The sequence below is a fragment of the Dryocola sp. LX212 genome (assembly GCA_041504365.1).
GTDB lineage: Bacteria > Pseudomonadota > Gammaproteobacteria > Enterobacterales > Enterobacteriaceae > Dryocola.
In genome coordinates this window covers 1,798,765-1,816,840 of record CP167917.1, presented here as the reverse complement: position 1 = coordinate 1,816,840, position 18,076 = coordinate 1,798,765, and the positions used below count along the sequence as shown (strand labels likewise).

Sequence of the window (18,076 nt, the reverse complement as noted above, 5' to 3'; positions counted from 1 at the left end):
AGTTTATGTATGTATTTGTAAAACTTATTTATCAGATTCTAACAATTGATATTGATAATGAGAAACGTTATCGGCAGAATTCGCATTATCATAACGCGTGGAAACTGTTTGATAATGAACGTGTCGACCAAAACGCAGGCCCCGGATGTGGCTGCGCAGTGCTTCCTGAACTCTCTTATCCGTGAAACCGCAGACTGGCGGCTCAGCGATACTCATCCCGCCGAACTCATTATCCCGCTGGGGGAGCAGCAGGCGCTTCACTGTAAAGTGACCTACTTCTCGCCAACCCAGCATCACCGCTTTGCCTTCCCGGCGCGCCTGGTGAACGGCAGCGGCAGCCGGGCGGTAGATTTTGCCACCCTCGCCCAGCTGATCGTCGATAAGCTGCAGCATCAGCAAATGCTACCGGCCACCGGCTGCGAGGCGTTTTACCAGCGGGTAATGGAAAGCCATGTGCATACGCATCAGGCGATAGATGCCCGCCACGACTGGCCCGCGCTGCGTGAAAAACAGCTGAACTTCGGCGAAGCCGAGCAGGCGCTACTGGTGGGCCACGCGTTCCATCCGGCACCGAAATCCCACGAACCGTTCAGCCAGCAGCAGGCCGGGCGCTATCTGCCAGATTTTGCGCCCCATTTCCCGCTGCGCTGGTTTGCAGTGGACAAAGCGCAGCTGGCGGGCGACAGCCTCCATCTCAGCCTGCAACAGCGTCTTACCCGCTTTGCCGCTGAGAACGCACCGCAGCTGCTAAGTGAACTGACCGACCAGCAGTGGCTGTTCCCGCTGCACCCGTGGCAGGCAGATTATTTGCTTGAACAGGCGTGGTGCCAGCAGCTGGTTGAGCAGGGCCTGGTCAAAGATTTGGGCGAGGCAGGAACGCCGTGGCTGCCCACCACCTCTTCCCGCTCGCTCTACTGCGCCACCAGCCGCGACATGATTAAGTTTTCCCTAAGCGTGCGTCTGACCAACTCCGTCCGCACCCTCTCGGTGAAGGAAGTGAAGCGCGGGATGCGTCTTGCGCGCCTGGCGCAAACCGGGCGCTGGCAGGAGCTTCAGGCCCGCTTCCCGACCTTCCGCGTGATGCAGGAGGACGGCTGGGCCGGGCTGCGCGACCTGCAGGGCAACGTCATGGAGGAGAGCCTCTTCGCCCTGCGCGAGAACCTGATTGTCGACCAGTCGCATAGCCAGACTAACGTACTGGTGTCGCTGACGCAGTCAGCCCCGGACGGCGGCGATTCCCTGCTGGCTGCGGCGGTTAAGCGCCTTAGCAGGCGTCTGAACATTACTGAGAAACAGGCCGCCCACGCGTGGGTTGATGCCTACTGCCAGCAGATCCTGAAGCCGCTGTTTACCGCCGAGGCGGACTACGGCCTGGTGCTGCTTGCCCATCAGCAAAATATTCTGGTGGAGATGCAGCAGGATCTGCCGGTTGGCCTGATCTACCGCGACTGCCAGGGCAGCGCCTTTATGCCCCACGCCGCAGGCTGGCTGGACGTGATTGGCGAAGCGCAGGCGGAGAACGTCTTCACCCGCGAGCAGCTCCTGCGCTACTTCCCTTACTACCTGCTGGTGAACTCCACTTTTGCGGTCACCGCCGCGCTGGGTGCCGCAGGCATGGACACCGAAGTCAGCCTGATGGCGCGCGTGCGCGATGCGCTGGACGCCGTGCGCCGCGAAGTGACGCACAAAACCTGTCTCGACTACGTGCTGGAAAGCCCGCACTGGAACGTGAAGGGCAACTTCTTCTGCTACCTGCACGACCACAACGAAAACACCATCGTCGATCCGTCGGTGATCTACTTCGATTTCGGCAACCCGCTGCTGGCTCAGGAGGGCTAAATGTTTCAGGCAACTATCGTTCACGACGGCCACGGCCTGCGCTGCGAAAAACTCGCTAAAACGCTGGCGCTGGGCTGGGGGCAGGACAACAGCGCGGTGCTGCACTGGCCCGGCATTCTTCCGGCAGGCTGGCTGCGCGACGCGCTGGACCAGATGTTTATCGCCGCGCCGCAGCTGAAAGCTATCGTTCTTCCCTACGCCGAATGGCGCGAAGAGCCGCAGGCGCTGGCCCTGTTTGACGGGCTGAAAAGCGACATCGTTCACCGCGAGGCATTCTGGCAGCTGCCGCTGTGGCTAAGCGCCCCGCGCAAAACGGCTTCCGGCGAGATGATCTTTGATGCCGAACGTGAGATTTATCATCCGCAGCGCCCCGCCCGCCCGGATGGCGAAGTTTACCGCCGTTACGACCCGCGAGTTCGCCGCACGCTGAGCTTCCGCGTGGCCGACCCGGCGCTTGATGCAGAGCGCTTCACCCGCTGGATGAACGATCCGCGCATTGAGTTCTTCTGGGAGCAAAGCGGCCCGCTGGACGTGCAGACCGCCTATCTGGAACGCCAGCTTACCGGCAGGCACGCCTTCCCGCTGATTGGCTGCTTTGACGATCGGCCGTTCGGCTATTTCGAAATTTACTGGGCGGCGGAAGACCGCATTGGCCGCCACTACCCGTGGCAGGCCTTCGACCGCGGCCTGCACCTGATGGTTGGCGAGCAGGAGTGGCGCGGCGCGCACTTTGTGCGGAGCTGGCTGCGCGGCCTGAGCCACTATCTGCTGCTCGACCAGCCCGCCACCCAGCGCCTTGTGCTGGAGCCGCGCGCCGACAACCAGCGCCTGTTCCGCCACCTGGAGCCTGCGGGCTACGCCACGATAAAAGAGTTCGATTTCCCCCATAAACGCTCCCGCCTGGTCATGGCCGAACGCCATAGCTTCTTCAGCGAGGTGGGCCTGTGATGAACCGCAAGGACTGGGATTTCGTTAACCGCCAGCTGGTCGCCAAAATGCTGGCGGAGCTGGAGTACGAGCAGGTTTTTCACGCGCAGGAGCAAGGTGAAAATCGTTTCTGCATCGGCCTGCCCGGCGTCGAATGGCACTTCACCGCCGAACGCGGCATCTGGGGCTGGCTGTGGATCGATCCGCAGTCGCTGCGCTGCGGGGACGAGCCGGTGCTGGCCCGGACGCTGCTGATGCAGCTCAAGCCCGTGCTGTCGATGAGCGATGCGACCGTTGCCGAACATATGCAGGATCTCAACGCTACCCTGCGCGGCGACCTGCAGCTGCTGAACGCCCGCCGTGGGATGAGCGCCGACGATCTTATCGATCTGGATGCCGACAGGCTGCAGTGCCTGCTGAGCGGCCACCCGAAATTCGCCTTTAACAAAGGCCGCCGCGGCTGGGGGCTGGAGGCGCTGGAGCGCTATGCCCCGGAATATGGCAGCACTTTCCGTCTGCACTGGCTGGCGGTTAAGCGTGAGCATATGGTCTGGCGCTGCGACAGTGAGCTGAATGTACGGCAGCTGCTGGCCGCCGCGATGGACGAGGCTGAATCAGCCCGTTTTAGCCAGGCGTGGAAAGAGAATGGCCTGGACGAGAACTGGCTGCCGCTTCCGGTTCATCCGTGGCAGTGGCAGCAAAAAATTGCTCTCGAATTCGTGGCTGACCTGGCCGAAGGGAAGATGGTCTCTCTTGGCGAGTTCGGCGACAGGTGGCTTGCCCAGCAGTCGCTGCGCACGTTGACCAACGCCAGCCGCCAGGGCGGGCTGGATATCAAGCTGCCGCTGACCATCTACAACACTTCCTGTTATCGTGGGATCCCCGGCAAATACATTGCCGCCGGGCCGCTGGCCTCCCGCTGGCTGCAAACCGTCTTTGCGACCGACAGCACGCTCCAGGGAACGGGCGCGGCGATCCTCGGTGAGCCAGCTGCGGGCTACGTTTCCCACGATGGCTACGCCGCGCTGGCGGAAGCCCCTTATCGCTACCAGGAAATGCTGGGGGTTATCTGGCGCGAAAATCCTTCCCGCTGGCTGAATGCCGACGAGACGCCGATCCTGATGGCGACGCTGATGGAGTGTGACGAGAACAACCAGCCGCTGATTGGCGCTTACATTGCCCGCTCCGGCCTCAGCGCCGAAGCGTGGCTGACGAAGATGTTCGAAGTGGCCGTCGTGCCGCTTTATCACCTGCTCTGCCGCTACGGCGTAGCGCTGATTGCCCACGGGCAGAATATTACCCTCGCCATGAAGGACGGCGTGCCGCAGCGCGTCCTGCTGAAGGATTTTCAGGGCGATATGCGTCTGGTGAAGGATGAGTTCCCGGAGATGGACTCCCTGCCTCAGGAGGTGCGGGATGTCACCGCCCGTCTGAGCGCCGACTATTTAATTCATGATTTGCAGACCGGACACTTTGTCACGGTGCTGCGCTTCGTTTCGCCGCTGATGGCGCGCCTCGGCGTGCCGGAACGACGTTTTTATCAGCTGCTGTCCGCAGTGTTGAGTGATTACATGCTGGCCCATCCGCAACTGTCGGCGCGCTTTGCGCTTTTCTCACTCTTTAAGCCACAGATCATCCGCGTCGTGCTGAACCCGGTAAAACTGACCTGGCCTGACCAGGACGGCGGCAGCCGCATGCTGCCGAACTACCTTGAGGATCTGCAAAACCCGCTGTGGCTGGTCACGAAGGACTAATCATGACAAACACTGTTGATTTTATCGGCGTAGGCGTTGGCCCGTTTAACCTGAGCATTGCGGCCCTTGCCCATGAAGCGGAAGGTTTTACGAGCCAGTTCTTCGACAGCCGCCCGAACTTTGCGTGGCACCCGGGCATGCTGGTGCCGGACTGCCACATGCAGACGATGTTTCTTAAGGATCTGGTCAGCGCCGTTGCCCCCACCAGCCCGTTCAGCTTTGTGAACTATCTGGTGAAGCGCAAAAAGTTCTACCGTTTCCTGACCACCGAGCTGCGCACCGTCTCGCGTGATGAGTTTTCGGACTATCTGCGCTGGGCCGCCGAGGGCATGCATAACCTGCGCTTTAACCAGACCGTTGAGCAGATTGATTTTGACGATCGCAACGGGCGGTTTGTGTTGCAGACCGGCCAGGGCGAGAGCTACGCGCGCAATATTTGCCTTGGCATCGGTAAACAGCCCCACCTGCCGCCCTGCGTGAAAACCACTACCTCAACCTGCTTCCACGCCAGCGAGATGAGCCTGCGCACGCCGGAATTAACCGGCAAACGCGTGACGGTTGTGGGCGGCGGCCAGAGCGGTGCCGACCTGTTCCTCAACGCCTTCAACGGCGCATGGGGCGAGGCGGCTCAGGTGAACTGGGTTTCGCGCCGCAACAACTTCAACGCGCTGGATGAAGCAGCCTTCGCAAACGAGTATTTCACGCCGGAGTACGTCACCAGCTTCGTTGGGCTGGGGGAAAGCGCCAGGCAGCTGATGCTTGACGAGCAGAAGATGACCTCCGACGGCATTACCGCCGATTCCCTGCTCAGCATCTATCGCGCGCTCTATCACCGCTTCGAAGTGCTCGGCCTGCCGCGCAACGCTCAGCTTCTGCCAAGCCGCTCGGTCACTGGCCTGCAGGGCAGCGGCCATGGCTGGCAGCTTCAGCTGCAGCATCACCTTGACCACGGCTATGACATCATCAACAGCGACGTGGTGATTTTTGCCACCGGCTACCGCCCCGCGCTGCCGCAGATGCTTTCGCCGCTGATGTCCCGCCTGAGCATGCGGGATGAGTGCAGCTTCAACGTGCGTGAGGACTTCACGCTGGAGTGGGAAGGCCCGCGTGAGAACAGTATTTTTGCCGTTAACGCCAGCATGCAGACCCACGGTATCGCGGAACCGCAGCTGAGCCTGATGGCCTGGCGCTCCGCCCGCATTCTGAATCGCGCTCTGGGGCATGATTTATTCGATCTCAGCATGCCGCCGCCGCTTATCCAGTGGCGCAGCGGCAGCAGGGAAATACCGCAGCACACGGCTGCTTTCAAAACCAATTCCTCTAAATCATTCGAGTTGTAGCAAGGCGGCAACTGAGCGGCATCCCTTGAGCGTAGATCGCTACGTGAATGGGTGACGTGATGGCAGCCAACACTGCTACAGCTCGAAGGATGACGAGGAAACGAGCCTTTGGGCTGATTATTGTTAGCCCGCACGAAGGAAGAATAATGATCTGCAAAAAACATACTCTCTGGGCGCTGAATCCGCTGCTTCTGGCTATGATGGCCCCGGCGGTAGCACAGCAAACTAACGAAGAAAATATCGTGGTCTCCGCCAACCGCAGCAACCGTACCGTTGCGGAGATGGCCCAGACGACCTGGGTGATTGAAAATGCCGAGCTGGAGGAGCAGGTCCAGGGCGGCAAAGAGCTGAAGGACGCGCTGGCTCAGCTGATCCCGGGTCTTGATGTCAGCAGCCAAAGCCGCACCAACTACGGCATGAACCTGCGCGGTCGACCGATGGTGATCCTGATTGACGGCGTGCGTCTGAACTCCTCGCGTACCGACAGCCGCCAGCTGGACTCAATCGATCCGTTCAACATCGAACACATTGAGGTTATCTCCGGCGCGACCTCCCTGTACGGCGGCGGCAGCACCGGCGGCCTGATTAACATTGTCACCAAAAAAGGCCAGCCGGAAACCCAGATGGAGTTCGAATCCGGGCTTAAATCCGGCTTCAACAGCAGCAAGGATCACGACGAGCGCATCGCCGCCGCCGTCTCCGGCGGTAACGATCACGCCTCTGGCCGCGTGTCCGTGGCCTACCAGAAATTTGGCGGCTGGTTTGACGGCAACGGCGACCAGACGCTATTAGATAACACCCAGACGGGCCTTCAGTACTCTGACCGCCTGGACCTGATGGGCACCGGCACCATCAACATTGATGAGACCCAGCAGCTGCAGGTCGTCACCCAGTATTACAAGAGCCAGGGCGATGACGACTATGGCCTGAACCTCGGCGAAGATTTTTCGGCAATCAAAGGCACCAGTGACGCTTACGTCAGCAAGGGGCTGGACTCTGACCGTATTCCCGGCACCGAGCGGCACCTGATAAGCCTGCAGTACTCCAACAGCGATTTCCTGGGCCAGGAGCTGGTCGGCCAGGTTTACTACCGTGACGAGTCGCAGCTGTTCTACCCGTTCCCGACGGTGAACGGCAGCAAGCAGGTGACCGCCCTTTCCTCCTCCCAGCAGGATACGGACCAGTACGGCGCGAAGCTGACGCTGAACAGCCAGCCGCTTGATGGCCTGCAGCTGACCTACGGGCTGGACGCCGACCACGAGCGCTTTACCTCCAACCAGATGTTCTTCGACCTGGATAAAGCCAGCGCCTCCGGTGGCCTGAACAATAAGAGCATTTATACTACCGGGCGCTATCCGGGCTATGACATCACCAACCTCGCGGCCTTCCTGCAGTCGAGCTATGACATCAACGATCTGTTCACCCTGAGCGGCGGCGTGCGCTACCAGTACACCGAGAACAAAATTGACGATTTCATCGGCTACGCGCAGCAGCAGTCCATCGCCGCCGGTAAGGCCACGTCCGCCGACGCCATCCCAGGCGGCTCCACCGACTACGACAACTTCCTGTTCAACGCCGGCCTGCTGATGCACCTCACCGAGCGCCAGCAGACCTGGTTTAACTTCTCCCAGGGCGTCGAGCTGCCGGACCCAGGGAAATACTACGGTCGCGGTGCATACGGCCCGGCAGTTAACGGCCACCTGCCGCTCACCAACAGCGTGAACGTCAGCGACAGCAAGCTGCAGGGCGTGAAGGTTGACTCTTACGAGCTGGGCTGGCGCTACACCGGCGATAACCTGCGCACGCAGATTGCCGCCTACTACTCCCTTTCCGATAAGAGCGTTGTCGCGAACAAAGACCTGACCATCAGCGTGCTCGACGACAAGCGCCGGATTTACGGCGTTGAAGGCGCGGTGGATTACTTTATCCCGGACACCGACTGGAGCACCGGCGGTAACTTTAACGTGCTGAAAACGGAGTCAAAAGTTAACGGCAAGTGGGAAAAATACGACGTGAAGGTCGCCAGCCCGTCGAAGGCAACGGCGTACGTTGGCTGGGCGCCGGATCCGTGGAACCTGCGCGTGCAAAGCACGACGTCCTTCAAAATCAGTGACGATGCGGGCAATGAAATCGACGGTTACACCACCATTGATTTCCTCGGCAACTACGAGCTGCCTGTGGGTAAACTGAGCTTCAGCATCGAAAACCTGCTGGACCGGGATTACACCACCGTCTGGGGCCAGCGGGCGCCAATGTACTACAGCCCTGGCTACGGCCCTGCTTCGCTGTATGACTACAAAGGCCGCGGCCGCACCTACGGCGTGAACTACTCCGTTCTGTTCTAAGCTTCCTCCCGCAGGCCCGCTGATTGCGCGGGCCTGCATTTTTACCCCTGCACACAACTTCCCCCTCGACCAGCCCCGCGTACTGCTATAAAACAGAGGGCTAAGTCTATTTGTACTATGTATTTATCACAGGGTATGCCTATGCTAGTTGGATTAATTGGTAACGGTGCCGTGGTGGAAACGGCGTATCTCCCGGCAATCTCTCGCCTGTCGCTTCCCACGCTGACCTTATACGGTTTCGATCCCGATCCGGCTCGCCGAAAAAGTGAAATTATCCCCTGCGACTCGCTGCATGATTTGCTCGCCCTGCCGCTGGATATGGTGCTGATCGCAACCCCTTCCCTTGCTCATCTTCCCGTGCTGGAAGCGGTGCTGAAAAGCGCCGTGCCGCAGATAGTGGTTGAGAAACCCGTCGCAGCCACCCTCGAGCAGATCGCCGTGCTGGACAGCCTGCTGGCCGATCCGGCGGTAGCGTCGCGCGTGTTAGCGCTGGATCACTGGATGGTGCGCACCGACGCCACGCGGTTTATTAACGATGTCAGTGAAATCGAACGCATAGAAGGCTTTCTACAGGAGCCGAGCGGCTTTAACGACGCGGGCGAACCCGTAGCCCTGAACTTTGCCACGGGCGAAGCGGATACGCGCACGTTACGCCATCCGGACGGGGTAATTGTCGATATCGGCACGCACGTGCTGGCAATGATTCGCGAGACCGTGCATCAGCTTGGCGGCACTAACGAACTGAGCCTCGGGCTGGTTCACGCCTGTGACCATCTCGGCAGGCCGATCAAAGAGGATGATGTCACCACGGCTGAAGGCAATGCGACCCTGCGCGGCACGCTTAGCGGGATCCCCGTCACGCTGGCACTGAATAAGTACGCGGGCCCGTCAGGCGGACAAAAAGGGATGAAAATCTATCTGCATGACGGACGGATTGTAAACGTCGATCGCCGTGGCGCAGATGAGGTGGTAGAGGTGCTGAACGCCAACAGCAGCCGTCAGCATATTATCGATGGCCCGCTTTACGATCGGTGTCTGGGTGAGAAGATTCTGGGTAAAGACCGATTGTTCGTCAGCGAACCGCAGGGAATTCCGGCGATGACGCGGCGAAGAATACAGGAAGTTAAGGCGCTATTAGCGTTACAGCAGGAACTTCGAGGGAAGCATTGAGATGGGCTTGTCGGATGACGCTTCGCTTATCCAGCCTACGATAGTTAACCGTAGGGGGATAAGCGGCAGCGTCATCCACCGGTGTTTTAAGCTTTGTTCAGCACCAGCTGACCGTTCCCATCAAGTGGGATCTGCGTACCCGGGTCTTTATCCATGCGGATTTTGCCCTGCTGATCGCCAATCTTATAGGTTACGTCATAGCCAAGCATTTTCTCTGACTTGTCGTAGACGGTTTTACAGCGCTGCTGGGTTGTGGTGTAGGTGTCACGATCCTGCATAGCGCCCTGCACCTGGTGACCGGCGTAACCGCCGCCCAGTGCACCCGCGACGGTCGCCACGTCTTTGCCTCGACCACCGCCAAACTGATGACCGATAACGCCACCCGCTACGGCACCCAGCGCGGAGCCAAGAATACGGTTTTCATCCTGTACCGGACGACGATGCGTCACTGCTACGTCGCGGCACTCTTTACGCGGCGTTTTCACCGTCTCTTTAATGGGGGTCGATGAGACCACCTGCGCATACTGAGGGCCACGGTCGAAAACGTTCATACTTGCAACCGCAGCAATACCAAGTGCTGCGGCCACGCCAATACCTATACCCGCCAACATTGATTTATTCACAGGACATCCTCCTGACTGTGTGATTACCCCCATTTTCCGCCGTAAGCGGCCGGGGACCAATCAGATAACGGATGAAAAAAGCAGATTCATACACAGAACGCATGGGTTTGAGAGGATTCTTAAGTATAAAAAAACCCGGCGCGTGGCCGGGTTTCGGGATGACGAATAATTTAGTGCAGCTTCAGGCGCGGGCGGATCACGCGGTTGATACTACCAACCAGCAACATCAGGCCCGTTTTGAAGTAGCCGTGCAGCGCCACCTGGTGCATACGGTACAGGGAGATGTACACGAAGCGAGCCATGCGCCCTTCCACCATCATTGAGCCACGCATCAGGTTTCCCATCAGGCTGCCCACGGTGGAAAACTTAGACAGGGAAATCAGCGAGCCGTGATCTTTATAAACATAGGATTTCAGCGGCTTGTCTTTCATCTGTGCAAGAATGTTGCTCAGCGCAAGCGAAGCCATCTGGTGCGCGGCCTGAGCGCGCGGTGGCACGAATCCGCCTTCCGGACGGGCACAGGATGCGCAGTCGCCAATCGCGTAGATATCCGGGTCGCGCGTGGTCTGCAGCGTAGGCTCGGTGACCAGCTGGTTGATACGGTTGGTTTCAAGCCCGCCGATATCTTTCATAAAGTCCGGCGCCTTGATGCCCGCCGCCCAGACCATCAGATCCGCTGCGATGTATTCGCCGTCTTTGGTGTTCAGGCCGCCCGCATCTGCGGAGGTCACCATGGTCTGCGTCAGGACGCGTACGCCCAGCTTGGTCAGCTCGCTGTGGGCCGCGGCGGAAATACGCGGCGGCAGCGCAGGCAGGATACGCTCACCCGCCTCCACCAGCGTCACGTTCAGCGCGTCGTTGGTCAGCCCTTTATAGCCGTAGCTGTGCAGCTGCTTAACCGCGTTATGCAGCTCCGCAGACAGTTCCACGCCGGTTGCCCCGCCGCCGACAATGGCAATATTTACTTTGCCGCTGGCGCCGAGGTTAGAAGAGTATTTGAGGAACAGATTCAGCATTTCCGAATGGAAGCGACGCGCCTGGTGCGGGTTGTCGAGGAAGATGCAGTTCTCTTTCACGCCGGGGGTGTTGAAGTCGTTGGACGTGCTGCCCAGCGCCATAACCAGCGTGTCGTAAGGTATTTTACGTTCCGGAACCAGCAGTTCGCCCTTTTCGTCGCGCAGCTCGGTGAGCGTCAGGGTTTTGGCTTCACGGTTGATATCCATGACGGAGCCCAGCTGGAACTGGAAGTGATGGTTACGCGCGTGGGCCAGGTAGCTCAGCGCATCCACGCCTTCGTCCAGGGAGCCGGTTGCCACTTCATGCAGCAAAGGTTTCCACAGGTGGCTGTGGTTTCTGTCCACCAGCGTAATTTTTGCTTTTTTGCCACGCCCCAGTTTTTTCCCTAACTGCGTAGCCAGCTCAAGCCCACCGGCACCACCACCGACAATGACAATTTTTCTTAATGACGTAGTCAAAGTGACCCCCTAAAATATCAACCAATTGTTAATTAAAAGTTATTTAAATAACGTTTAATTAACAACAATTTGCATTCACCCACGAAGGATATTGTCCAGAGAATAACATGAAGGGTGCATTGGTCATACCAAAATTGATGTACATCATTTTTAATGCTAAAAAGAGACCAAAAAAAGGGCCAGCCTGAGCTGACCCTGTTGCGTAACGCACAGTGGGAAGGAAACTTAACCCAGCGTTTTGAAGGCTTTGATGCGCTGCAGATGTGGAGAAATATTCTTGAATTTATGGCTCTGCTCTTCATCCCAGACAACCTCATAATAGGGGTGCAGCAGCCCTGCCGCCCGCTTGTTATCCAGCGACTCATCTTTACGGGAAAGAATGGTCAGGCAGCGATCGCGGTTTTTCTCACGGAAGTTCTGCACGCATTTGGTTGAAATGTCAGCGTACTCTTCCGGGCGGTCGATTTTGCCTTCCATGTTCTCCTGCGGGAACAGATTTGGATTGAAGATCACCTGACGAATATCACACAGGAAACCAATGCGCTCGGCCCAGAATCCCCCCAGCCCCACGCCGCAGATCAGCGGACGCTCGTCGTCGCTGAGCTGGAGCATTTTGTCGACCTCTTTCAGCAGGTGCTGCATGTCATGCTTAGGGTGCCGCGTGCTGTAGCTGATAAGCCGCACGTCCGGGTCGATAAACTGAAGCTGCAGTACCTTTTCATGGTTACCGGGACTGGTAGAGTCAAAACCGTGTAAATAGATAATCATCGCATCCTCACCGCATTTTCTGACCAGGGGCCAGGGTATTAAAGACCCGCCTTGTGGTCCTGCCACTGCTCATGCAACGCTTCCAGTTGCTGGTTAACCTGCTTCCAGCGCGTCGATGACATCAGCTCCTGACGGGTAAATGAACCTTTATGGTACAAACCTGTAACACGCTCTGCTTTGACCGGAGACAGGTTATCTAACACGCTCACCGCGCCATTACGATTATTGCAGACGAGGATCATATCGCAACCCGCATCCAGCGAAGCCTGACCCCGCTCGGCGTAGCTGCCCATAATTGCCGCGCCTTCCATCGACAGATCGTCGGAGAAAATCACGCCTTCAAAGCCCAGCTCGCCGCGTAATACGGTTTTTAACCAGTGCGGGGAGCCGCTTGCCGGACGCGGATCAACCTGCGTGTAAATCACATGGGCGGGCATAATGGCATCGAGCTTGTTTTCAGTAATCAGCGAGCGGAAGATTTTCATGTCGCGCTCGCGAATGACTGCTTCGTCGCGATCGTCGCGCGGGGTTTCTTTATGGGAGTCCGCCGTGACGGCACCGTGGCCAGGAAAGTGTTTACCTGTGGTTTTCATGCCCGCTGCGTGCATGCCGTCGATAAAGCGAGTGGCCATCGCCAGCACTTTGTGCGGATCTTCATGATAAGAGCGCTCGCCAATTGCCGCGCTGATATGGCCCACGTCCAGTACCGGAGCGAAGCTGATATCAATGTCCATGGCGATCATTTCGCTCGCCATCAGCCAACCTGCATCTTGCGCCAGCTCTCCTCCCTGTTCGAGGCCATGCAGCGCTGCGAAAGATTGCGCGGCGGGCAGGCGGGTGAAACCCTCGCGGAAACGCTGCACGCGCCCACCTTCCTGATCGACCGCCACCACGAGATGATTACGCGACGCCACGCGGATCTGGCGAACCAGCTCGCGCAGCTGCTCAGGGTCGTGATAGTTGCGGGTAAACAGTATCAGGCCGCCCACCAGCGGGTGTTTCAGGATCTCACGCTCTTCGGCATCCAGCTCGAAGCCTGCCACATCTAACATTACCGGGCCCACATCTACCTCTCTTTATCTGTTTTTCGCCCGCAGCAGGCTCCAGGCCTCGTCTGCCAGCGCTATAAATGTTCTGTCCTGCGTTTGCTGCCAGCGGCATTCATACCACGATGCCATCAGCATAATAACCCACGGTTGCCAGCGATTAACCTGGCGCCGTAACGTTTCTGGCGCAACGTTGCTCATCCTGGCGTAGCTTTTTATCAACGCTTCGCCGTTGAGATCGTTGGCCGCAACGGTCGCCGCCAAATCCAGAGCGATATCACCATCGCCGGCATACTCCCAGTCGATGAGCTTAATGCCGTTTTGCTGATGCACGAGGTTACCGGCATGGACGTCCATATGCAGCGGAGCCAGCCGCAGCGGCTTTGGCTCGCCGCGTCGCCTCATGCGTTGCAGGCAGCGTAACCACAGCAGGCTTCGTCGCCCCGGCGCTGCATGCTGCCAGTAATATTCCAGCAGCGGTAACAAACTGATTCGCCAGCCGAAGCGGGCCTGGCCGTGCAGATGATACAGCAAGGCAGCAAGTCGTGGCAGCGAGCCGATATCTGATTTTACGTCACCTGGAAGCCATTCGACGATCAGCCAGCCGTCTGCATTGCAGACCGGGCGCGGACCCATACCATGGGGAATGCGTTTTAATGCCCGATGCTGTCTGGAGAGTGAAACGCCAGGCATAGCCGCAGCGGGCTGCTGGCGCGCGACATATTCTTGTCCGCCAGCCATGAAATGCAGGCTTCCACCGCTCAGCCCCTCCAGCGCAGAAAAGCATCCGGCGGCCTGAGCCGCCGGAATATGCTTTATGATGACTGCCTGTAAGGCGACCTTACTGCGTTTGCTGTACGGCACCGCTACCGGACCAGATGATTTCGCCGGTCTGTACCAGCATCAGCTGCATTTTCACCGTAGGCGCCTGCACGCTGCCGCTCGCGCTGGTGTAGATGACATACTGCGCGCCGACGTTGCGCGCAATGCCAATCGCTTTGCTGCGCGAGCCCAGGCTGTCCTGCGGGGACAAACCCAGCTGCTGCTTCGCCATAGAGAGCTGCTGATCGGAAACCAGGGTAAATTTCCCGTTGTTCGCCAGCGCTCCGCGCAGTGCTTCGGTGGCTTTACTGGTGTTCAAAGAGCCGTTGGTACGATTGTTTACAGAATCGACCAGCAGCACGCCGCCCGCCGTGACCCCATCGGCCTGTAGCATTTTACCGACCATTGGCTGCATGGCGCTGCTCCAGTCGTAGGTCCGTACCTTTGGCGTAGCGGGGATAGTTGGCTGTGGCTCAGTAATCGGGCCCGGCTGCTCCGGCACAGCAGGAACGGTCGGTACCGTTGGCTCAGGCTGAACCGGCTGGCTTGTGCCTGGCTTTACTTCATCCACGGGAGCGGGCTGTTCGCCTCCGCCTTTAATACAACCGGACAGTATCATCGCTGCCGCGACCACTACCAGGTATCGATGGATTCCCTTAATCAAAATTCACCCCTTACAAAAAGAGAGATAGACGCACCTTACGCGCGTCCGGATAACTGGCCGTAGAAATTACCGCCACGGAAGATTGCGCAGGTATCATGACGGAACGTGCTTTTTCGTGCGGATAAATCTCCAGCCCTTTCGCGTCGTACCAGTAGAAACGATAGTGAACGACGACAGGAACAGAACGCTCATTATACAACTCGGAACGGGATACGGTGGCGCCCTTCAGGGAAGAAATATCTGGTTTTTCAGCGCTTATACCCGCTACCAGCACCGCAGCTTCCATCACCAGCGTCTGCTGGTCACTCACCGGAATGGCAGGCTTTGATCGGCACCCCGCCATCAGCATAGCCGTAAGCAGCAATAAGAGCGCGTTCCACTTCATCTGTTTATCCCTCGTGGGTGAGCATCGGCCCCAGAGCGCGGCCGCCCAGCAGGTGCATATGGATATGATAAACTTCCTGGCCGCCGTGGCGGTTGCAGTTCATGATCAAACGATAGCCGTCTTCCGCAATCCCTTCCTGCTCGGCAATTTTAGCCGCCACCGTCAGCATGCGGCCCAGCGCCAGCTCATGCTCGCTGGTGACATGGTTGACCGTCGGGATAAGAACGTTTGGGATGATGAGGATATGTGTAGGAGCCTGGGGAGAAATATCACGGAAGGCGGTAACCAGCTCGTCCTGATAAACGATATCTGCCGGAATTTCGCGGCGAATAATTTTACTAAAAATTGTTTCTTCGGCCATGACGCTTACCTTTATACATTTGCTGTTGGTATAGCGTAAGAGTATGAGCGACTTAGTCGTGCTCTTTCAACCTTAACCCGTGATTTCTTTAACGTATCCCCTACCAGACGCTTTCTTCACCGTTCTCCCCACCAGCCCTGCCGTCAGGCGATCAAAACGATATTTCAATCAGCCATGTAACATATATTTACACCATGTACATGAATGCGTATATTTCTCATTTGCATTACCATGCGCACCTGCGGGCGGACAGTTTTGTCCACGGGGCACAACTTCCAACACACAGTTAAGGGCTTATGATGTCTTTCACCGTTCAGACAAGGGACGGGCAGGTTTCTCCTGCCTGCGCGCTTTCCGTGCTGGCCTCCTGTATTACTTTCGCCTTGCTCTCCTCCGCCGCTAACGCCGCTGAAAAAAAAGCCGAAGAGACGATGATCGTCGAAAGCTCGGCGGCTGGCGGCGCCGGCGCGGAAGATCGGGACTACAGCGTCAAAACCACCACCAGCGGAACGAAAATGCTGCTGGTTCCCCGGGATATCCCGCAGTCGGTCAGCATCATCAGCGAACAGCGCATGACGGATCAGAAGCTGGATACGGTGGGCGACGTGCTGAAAAATACCACCGGTATTTCAGAGAGCGTTGCGGACTCCGACCGCAGCACGTATTACTCCCGCGGCTTCCTCATCGACAACTATATGGTCGACGGCATCCCTACCTTGTTTGAATCTCGCTGGAACCTGGGTGACGCGCTGACCGATACCGCGCTGTTCGAACGCATTGAAGTGGTGCGTGGAGCGAACGGGCTGACCACCGGCTCGGGCAACCCCTCTGCGGCTATCAATATGGTCCGCAAACACGCCGACAGCCGCGAATTCAAAACTAACGTGTCTGCGGAGTACGGCAGTTGGAACAAGCAGCGCTACGTGGCCGATCTGTCCACCCCGCTGACCGACAGCGGCAATATTCGTGGCCGCATGGTGGCAGGCTATCAGGACAACGACAGCTGGCTCGACCGCTACAACCAGAAGAAAAAATTCTTCTATGGCGTGCTGGATGCGGATCTGACCGAAGCGACCAGCTTCTCCGTCGGCTACGACTATCAGCAAACCAACGTTAACAGCCCGACCTGGGGCGGTATCCCGCGCTGGTACACCGACGGCAGCAAAACCAGTCCTGACCGCAGCGACAGCACCGCGCCGGACTGGTCGTATAACGACAAAGAGCAGAAGCGCACCTTCATGACGCTCAAGCAAAAGCTGGGCAACGACTGGCAGCTCACCGTTAACGGCACGCACACAGAAATGACGCTCGAGAGCAAGCAGATGTACCTCGACGGCCTGGTGGATAAGAACAGCGGCATGATGGTCAGCCCTTACGGCCCTTCTTATCCCTACGTCGGCGGCACGGGTTATAACACCGGTAAACGTAAGGTCGATGCGCTGGATACCTTCGCCAACGGATCCTATGAGCTGTTTGGCCAGCAGCACGAGCTGATGATTGGCACCAGCTACACCAAACAAAAAAACACCTACTTCAGCTCCTGGGAAAACGTGAGCGCCGATCAGCTTGGCAACTATTATGATTATGATGCCAACTTCCCGGAGACAAACTGGAACCCGCTGAGCCTCGCGCAGGAAGATACCGTCCATCAAAAATCTGCGTATATCGCGACCCGCATCACTCTGGCCGATCCGCTGCACGTCATCGTTGGCGCACGCTATACCAAATACAACCTCGATACGCTGACGCAGAACCTGGAGAAGAACAACACTTCTCCCTATGCGGGCATCATTTATGATATCGACGAAAACTGGTCTACCTACGCCAGCTACACCTCCATCTTCAGCCCGCAGACCCAGCGGGATATTCAGGGCAACTATCTTTCCCCCATTACCGGTAATAACTACGAAGCAGGTCTGAAGAGCGACTGGATGAACGGACGCTTTACCACGTCGCTTGCGGTCTTCCGCATCGAGCAGGATCATCTGGCGCAGTCTACCGGAGCGCTTATCCCGGGCAGCAACGGCGAAACGGCCTACCGTGAAGCCAATGGCACCGTAAGCCGGGGGGTTGAATTTGAAGTCAACGGTGCGTTGACGGACGAATGGCAAATGACGTTCGGCGCCACCCGCTATGTTGCGGAAGACTTCAACGGCGATGCGGTGAATCCAAACCTGCCGCGTACTACGGTAAAACTGTTTACCAGCTACACCCTGCCAGCGCTGCGCGAGCTGACCATGGGCGGCGGTGTTAACTGGCAAAACCACGTCTGGGCTGACGTAGCCGTGCCGGGTGGCACCTACCGTTCAGAACAAGGCAGCTTTGCGCTGGTTGACCTGTTCGCCCGCTATCAGGTTACCCAGGCGTTCTCCGTACAAGCTAACGTAGACAACCTCTTCGACAAAGAGTACGACACCAACGTAGACAGCCGCGGCCTGGTTTACGGCGCGCCTCGTAACTTCTCGGTTACCGCTAACTACGCTTTCTGAGTGAGGGAATGCCGGATGACGCTTCGCTTATCCGGCCTACACGATAGGTATCCGTTGTAGGGTGGATA

15 protein-coding genes are annotated in these 18,076 nt (G+C 58.0%); 7 read left to right on the top strand and 8 right to left on the bottom strand.

Going from position 1 to position 18,076, the window contains the following annotated elements; all coding sequences use genetic code 11:
• Positions 1–114: 114 nt before the first annotated feature.
• The 6 genes from iucA to ACA108_08690 all read left to right on the top strand — a co-directional run bounded on the left by iucA (position 115) and on the right by ACA108_08690 (position 9,375).
• Positions 115–1,839, top strand: a complete 1,725-nt coding sequence (gene iucA / locus ACA108_08715; GenBank protein XEX97562.1) for an aerobactin synthase IucA — start codon at positions 115–117, stop codon at positions 1,837–1,839.
• A complete protein-coding gene (gene iucB, locus ACA108_08710; GenBank protein XEX97561.1) occupies positions 1,840–2,787 on the top strand; it encodes a N(6)-hydroxylysine O-acetyltransferase in 948 nt (315 codons plus the stop codon).
• The gene (gene iucC, locus ACA108_08705) at positions 2,787–4,520 is read left to right on the top strand and encodes an aerobactin synthase IucC (protein ID XEX98060.1); all 1,734 of its coding nucleotides are present in this window, start codon (positions 2,787–2,789) and stop codon (positions 4,518–4,520) included. The genes iucB and iucC overlap by 1 nt, the downstream gene beginning before the upstream one ends.
• Before the next feature lie 2 nt (positions 4,521–4,522).
• On the top strand, positions 4,523–5,860 hold the full coding sequence (gene iucD, locus ACA108_08700) for an NADPH-dependent L-lysine N(6)-monooxygenase (GenBank protein ID XEX97560.1): 1,338 nt from the start codon (positions 4,523–4,525) through the stop codon (positions 5,858–5,860).
• Between the two features lie 146 nt (positions 5,861–6,006).
• Complete coding sequence (gene iutA / locus ACA108_08695; GenBank protein XEX97559.1) at positions 6,007–8,205, top strand: ferric aerobactin receptor IutA; 2,199 nt, start codon at positions 6,007–6,009, stop codon at positions 8,203–8,205.
• A 141-nt stretch (positions 8,206–8,346) separates the two neighbouring features.
• The gene (locus ACA108_08690) at positions 8,347–9,375 is read left to right on the top strand and encodes a Gfo/Idh/MocA family oxidoreductase (GenBank protein XEX97558.1); all 1,029 of its coding nucleotides are present in this window, start codon (positions 8,347–8,349) and stop codon (positions 9,373–9,375) included.
• 86 nt (positions 9,376–9,461) lie between these two features.
• On the opposite strand, the gene ACA108_08685 is transcribed toward ACA108_08690, so the two are convergent.
• The 8 genes from ACA108_08685 to hinT form a co-directional block, all read right to left on the bottom strand.
• Positions 9,462–9,998, bottom strand: a complete 537-nt coding sequence (locus tag ACA108_08685) for a glycine zipper 2TM domain-containing protein (GenBank protein XEX97557.1) — start codon at positions 9,996–9,998, stop codon at positions 9,462–9,464.
• A 170-nt stretch (positions 9,999–10,168) separates the two neighbouring features.
• A complete protein-coding gene (locus ACA108_08680; protein XEX97556.1) occupies positions 10,169–11,473 on the bottom strand; it encodes an NAD(P)/FAD-dependent oxidoreductase in 1,305 nt (434 codons plus the stop codon).
• A 225-nt stretch (positions 11,474–11,698) separates the two neighbouring features.
• A complete protein-coding gene (gene ycfP / locus ACA108_08675; GenBank protein XEX97555.1) occupies positions 11,699–12,241 on the bottom strand; it encodes an alpha/beta hydrolase YcfP in 543 nt (180 codons plus the stop codon).
• Positions 12,242–12,279: 38 nt separating this feature from the next.
• Positions 12,280–13,305: a beta-N-acetylhexosaminidase gene (gene nagZ / locus ACA108_08670; GenBank protein ID XEX97554.1), complete on the bottom strand. Its 1,026-nt coding sequence runs from the start codon at positions 13,303–13,305 to the stop codon at positions 12,280–12,282.
• A gap of 12 nt (positions 13,306–13,317) precedes the next feature.
• Positions 13,318–14,151: a thiamine kinase gene (gene thiK, locus ACA108_08665; GenBank protein ID XEX97553.1), complete on the bottom strand. Its 834-nt coding sequence runs from the start codon at positions 14,149–14,151 to the stop codon at positions 13,318–13,320.
• Positions 14,129–14,728 carry a penicillin-binding protein activator LpoB gene (lpoB, locus tag ACA108_08660; protein ID XEX98059.1) on the bottom strand — a complete coding sequence of 200 codons (600 nt, stop codon included), beginning with the start codon at positions 14,726–14,728 and terminating at the stop codon, positions 14,129–14,131. Before lpoB ends, thiK begins: the two co-directional genes overlap by 23 nt.
• Before the next feature lie 55 nt (positions 14,729–14,783).
• Complete coding sequence (locus ACA108_08655; protein ID XEX97552.1) at positions 14,784–15,158, bottom strand: YcfL family protein; 375 nt, start codon at positions 15,156–15,158, stop codon at positions 14,784–14,786.
• Positions 15,159–15,162: 4 nt separating this feature from the next.
• Positions 15,163–15,519 carry a purine nucleoside phosphoramidase gene (gene hinT / locus ACA108_08650; protein ID XEX97551.1) on the bottom strand — a complete coding sequence of 119 codons (357 nt, stop codon included), beginning with the start codon at positions 15,517–15,519 and terminating at the stop codon, positions 15,163–15,165.
• Positions 15,520–15,818: 299 nt separating this feature from the next.
• Between hinT and fhuE the strand changes: the two genes are divergently transcribed.
• The gene (gene fhuE, locus ACA108_08645; GenBank protein ID XEX98058.1) at positions 15,819–18,008 is read left to right on the top strand and encodes a ferric-rhodotorulic acid/ferric-coprogen receptor FhuE; all 2,190 of its coding nucleotides are present in this window, start codon (positions 15,819–15,821) and stop codon (positions 18,006–18,008) included.
• Positions 18,009–18,076 lie beyond the last annotated feature (68 nt).

Excerpts from the sequence above, each read along its gene's own strand:
- iucA (XEX97562.1), top strand. The coding sequence starts at position 115 with ATGAACGTGTCGACCAAAACGCAGGCCCCGGATGTGGCTGCGCAGTGC.
- iucB (XEX97561.1), top strand. The coding sequence starts at position 1,840 with ATGTTTCAGGCAACTATCGTTCACGACGGCCACGGCCTGCGCTGCGAA.
- iucC (XEX98060.1), top strand. The coding sequence starts at position 2,787 with ATGAACCGCAAGGACTGGGATTTCGTTAACCGCCAGCTGGTCGCCAAA.
- iucD (XEX97560.1), top strand. The coding sequence starts at position 4,523 with ATGACAAACACTGTTGATTTTATCGGCGTAGGCGTTGGCCCGTTTAAC.
- iutA (XEX97559.1), top strand. The coding sequence starts at position 6,007 with ATGATCTGCAAAAAACATACTCTCTGGGCGCTGAATCCGCTGCTTCTG.
- ACA108_08690 (XEX97558.1), top strand. The coding sequence starts at position 8,347 with ATGCTAGTTGGATTAATTGGTAACGGTGCCGTGGTGGAAACGGCGTAT.
- ycfP (XEX97555.1), bottom strand. The coding sequence starts at position 12,241 with ATGATTATCTATTTACACGGTTTTGACTCTACCAGTCCCGGTAACCAT.
- lpoB (XEX98059.1), bottom strand. The coding sequence starts at position 14,728 with ATGATACTGTCCGGTTGTATTAAAGGCGGAGGCGAACAGCCCGCTCCC.
- ACA108_08655 (XEX97552.1), bottom strand. The coding sequence starts at position 15,158 with ATGAAGTGGAACGCGCTCTTATTGCTGCTTACGGCTATGCTGATGGCG.
- hinT (XEX97551.1), bottom strand. The coding sequence starts at position 15,519 with ATGGCCGAAGAAACAATTTTTAGTAAAATTATTCGCCGCGAAATTCCG.
- fhuE (XEX98058.1), top strand. The coding sequence starts at position 15,819 with ATGTCTTTCACCGTTCAGACAAGGGACGGGCAGGTTTCTCCTGCCTGC.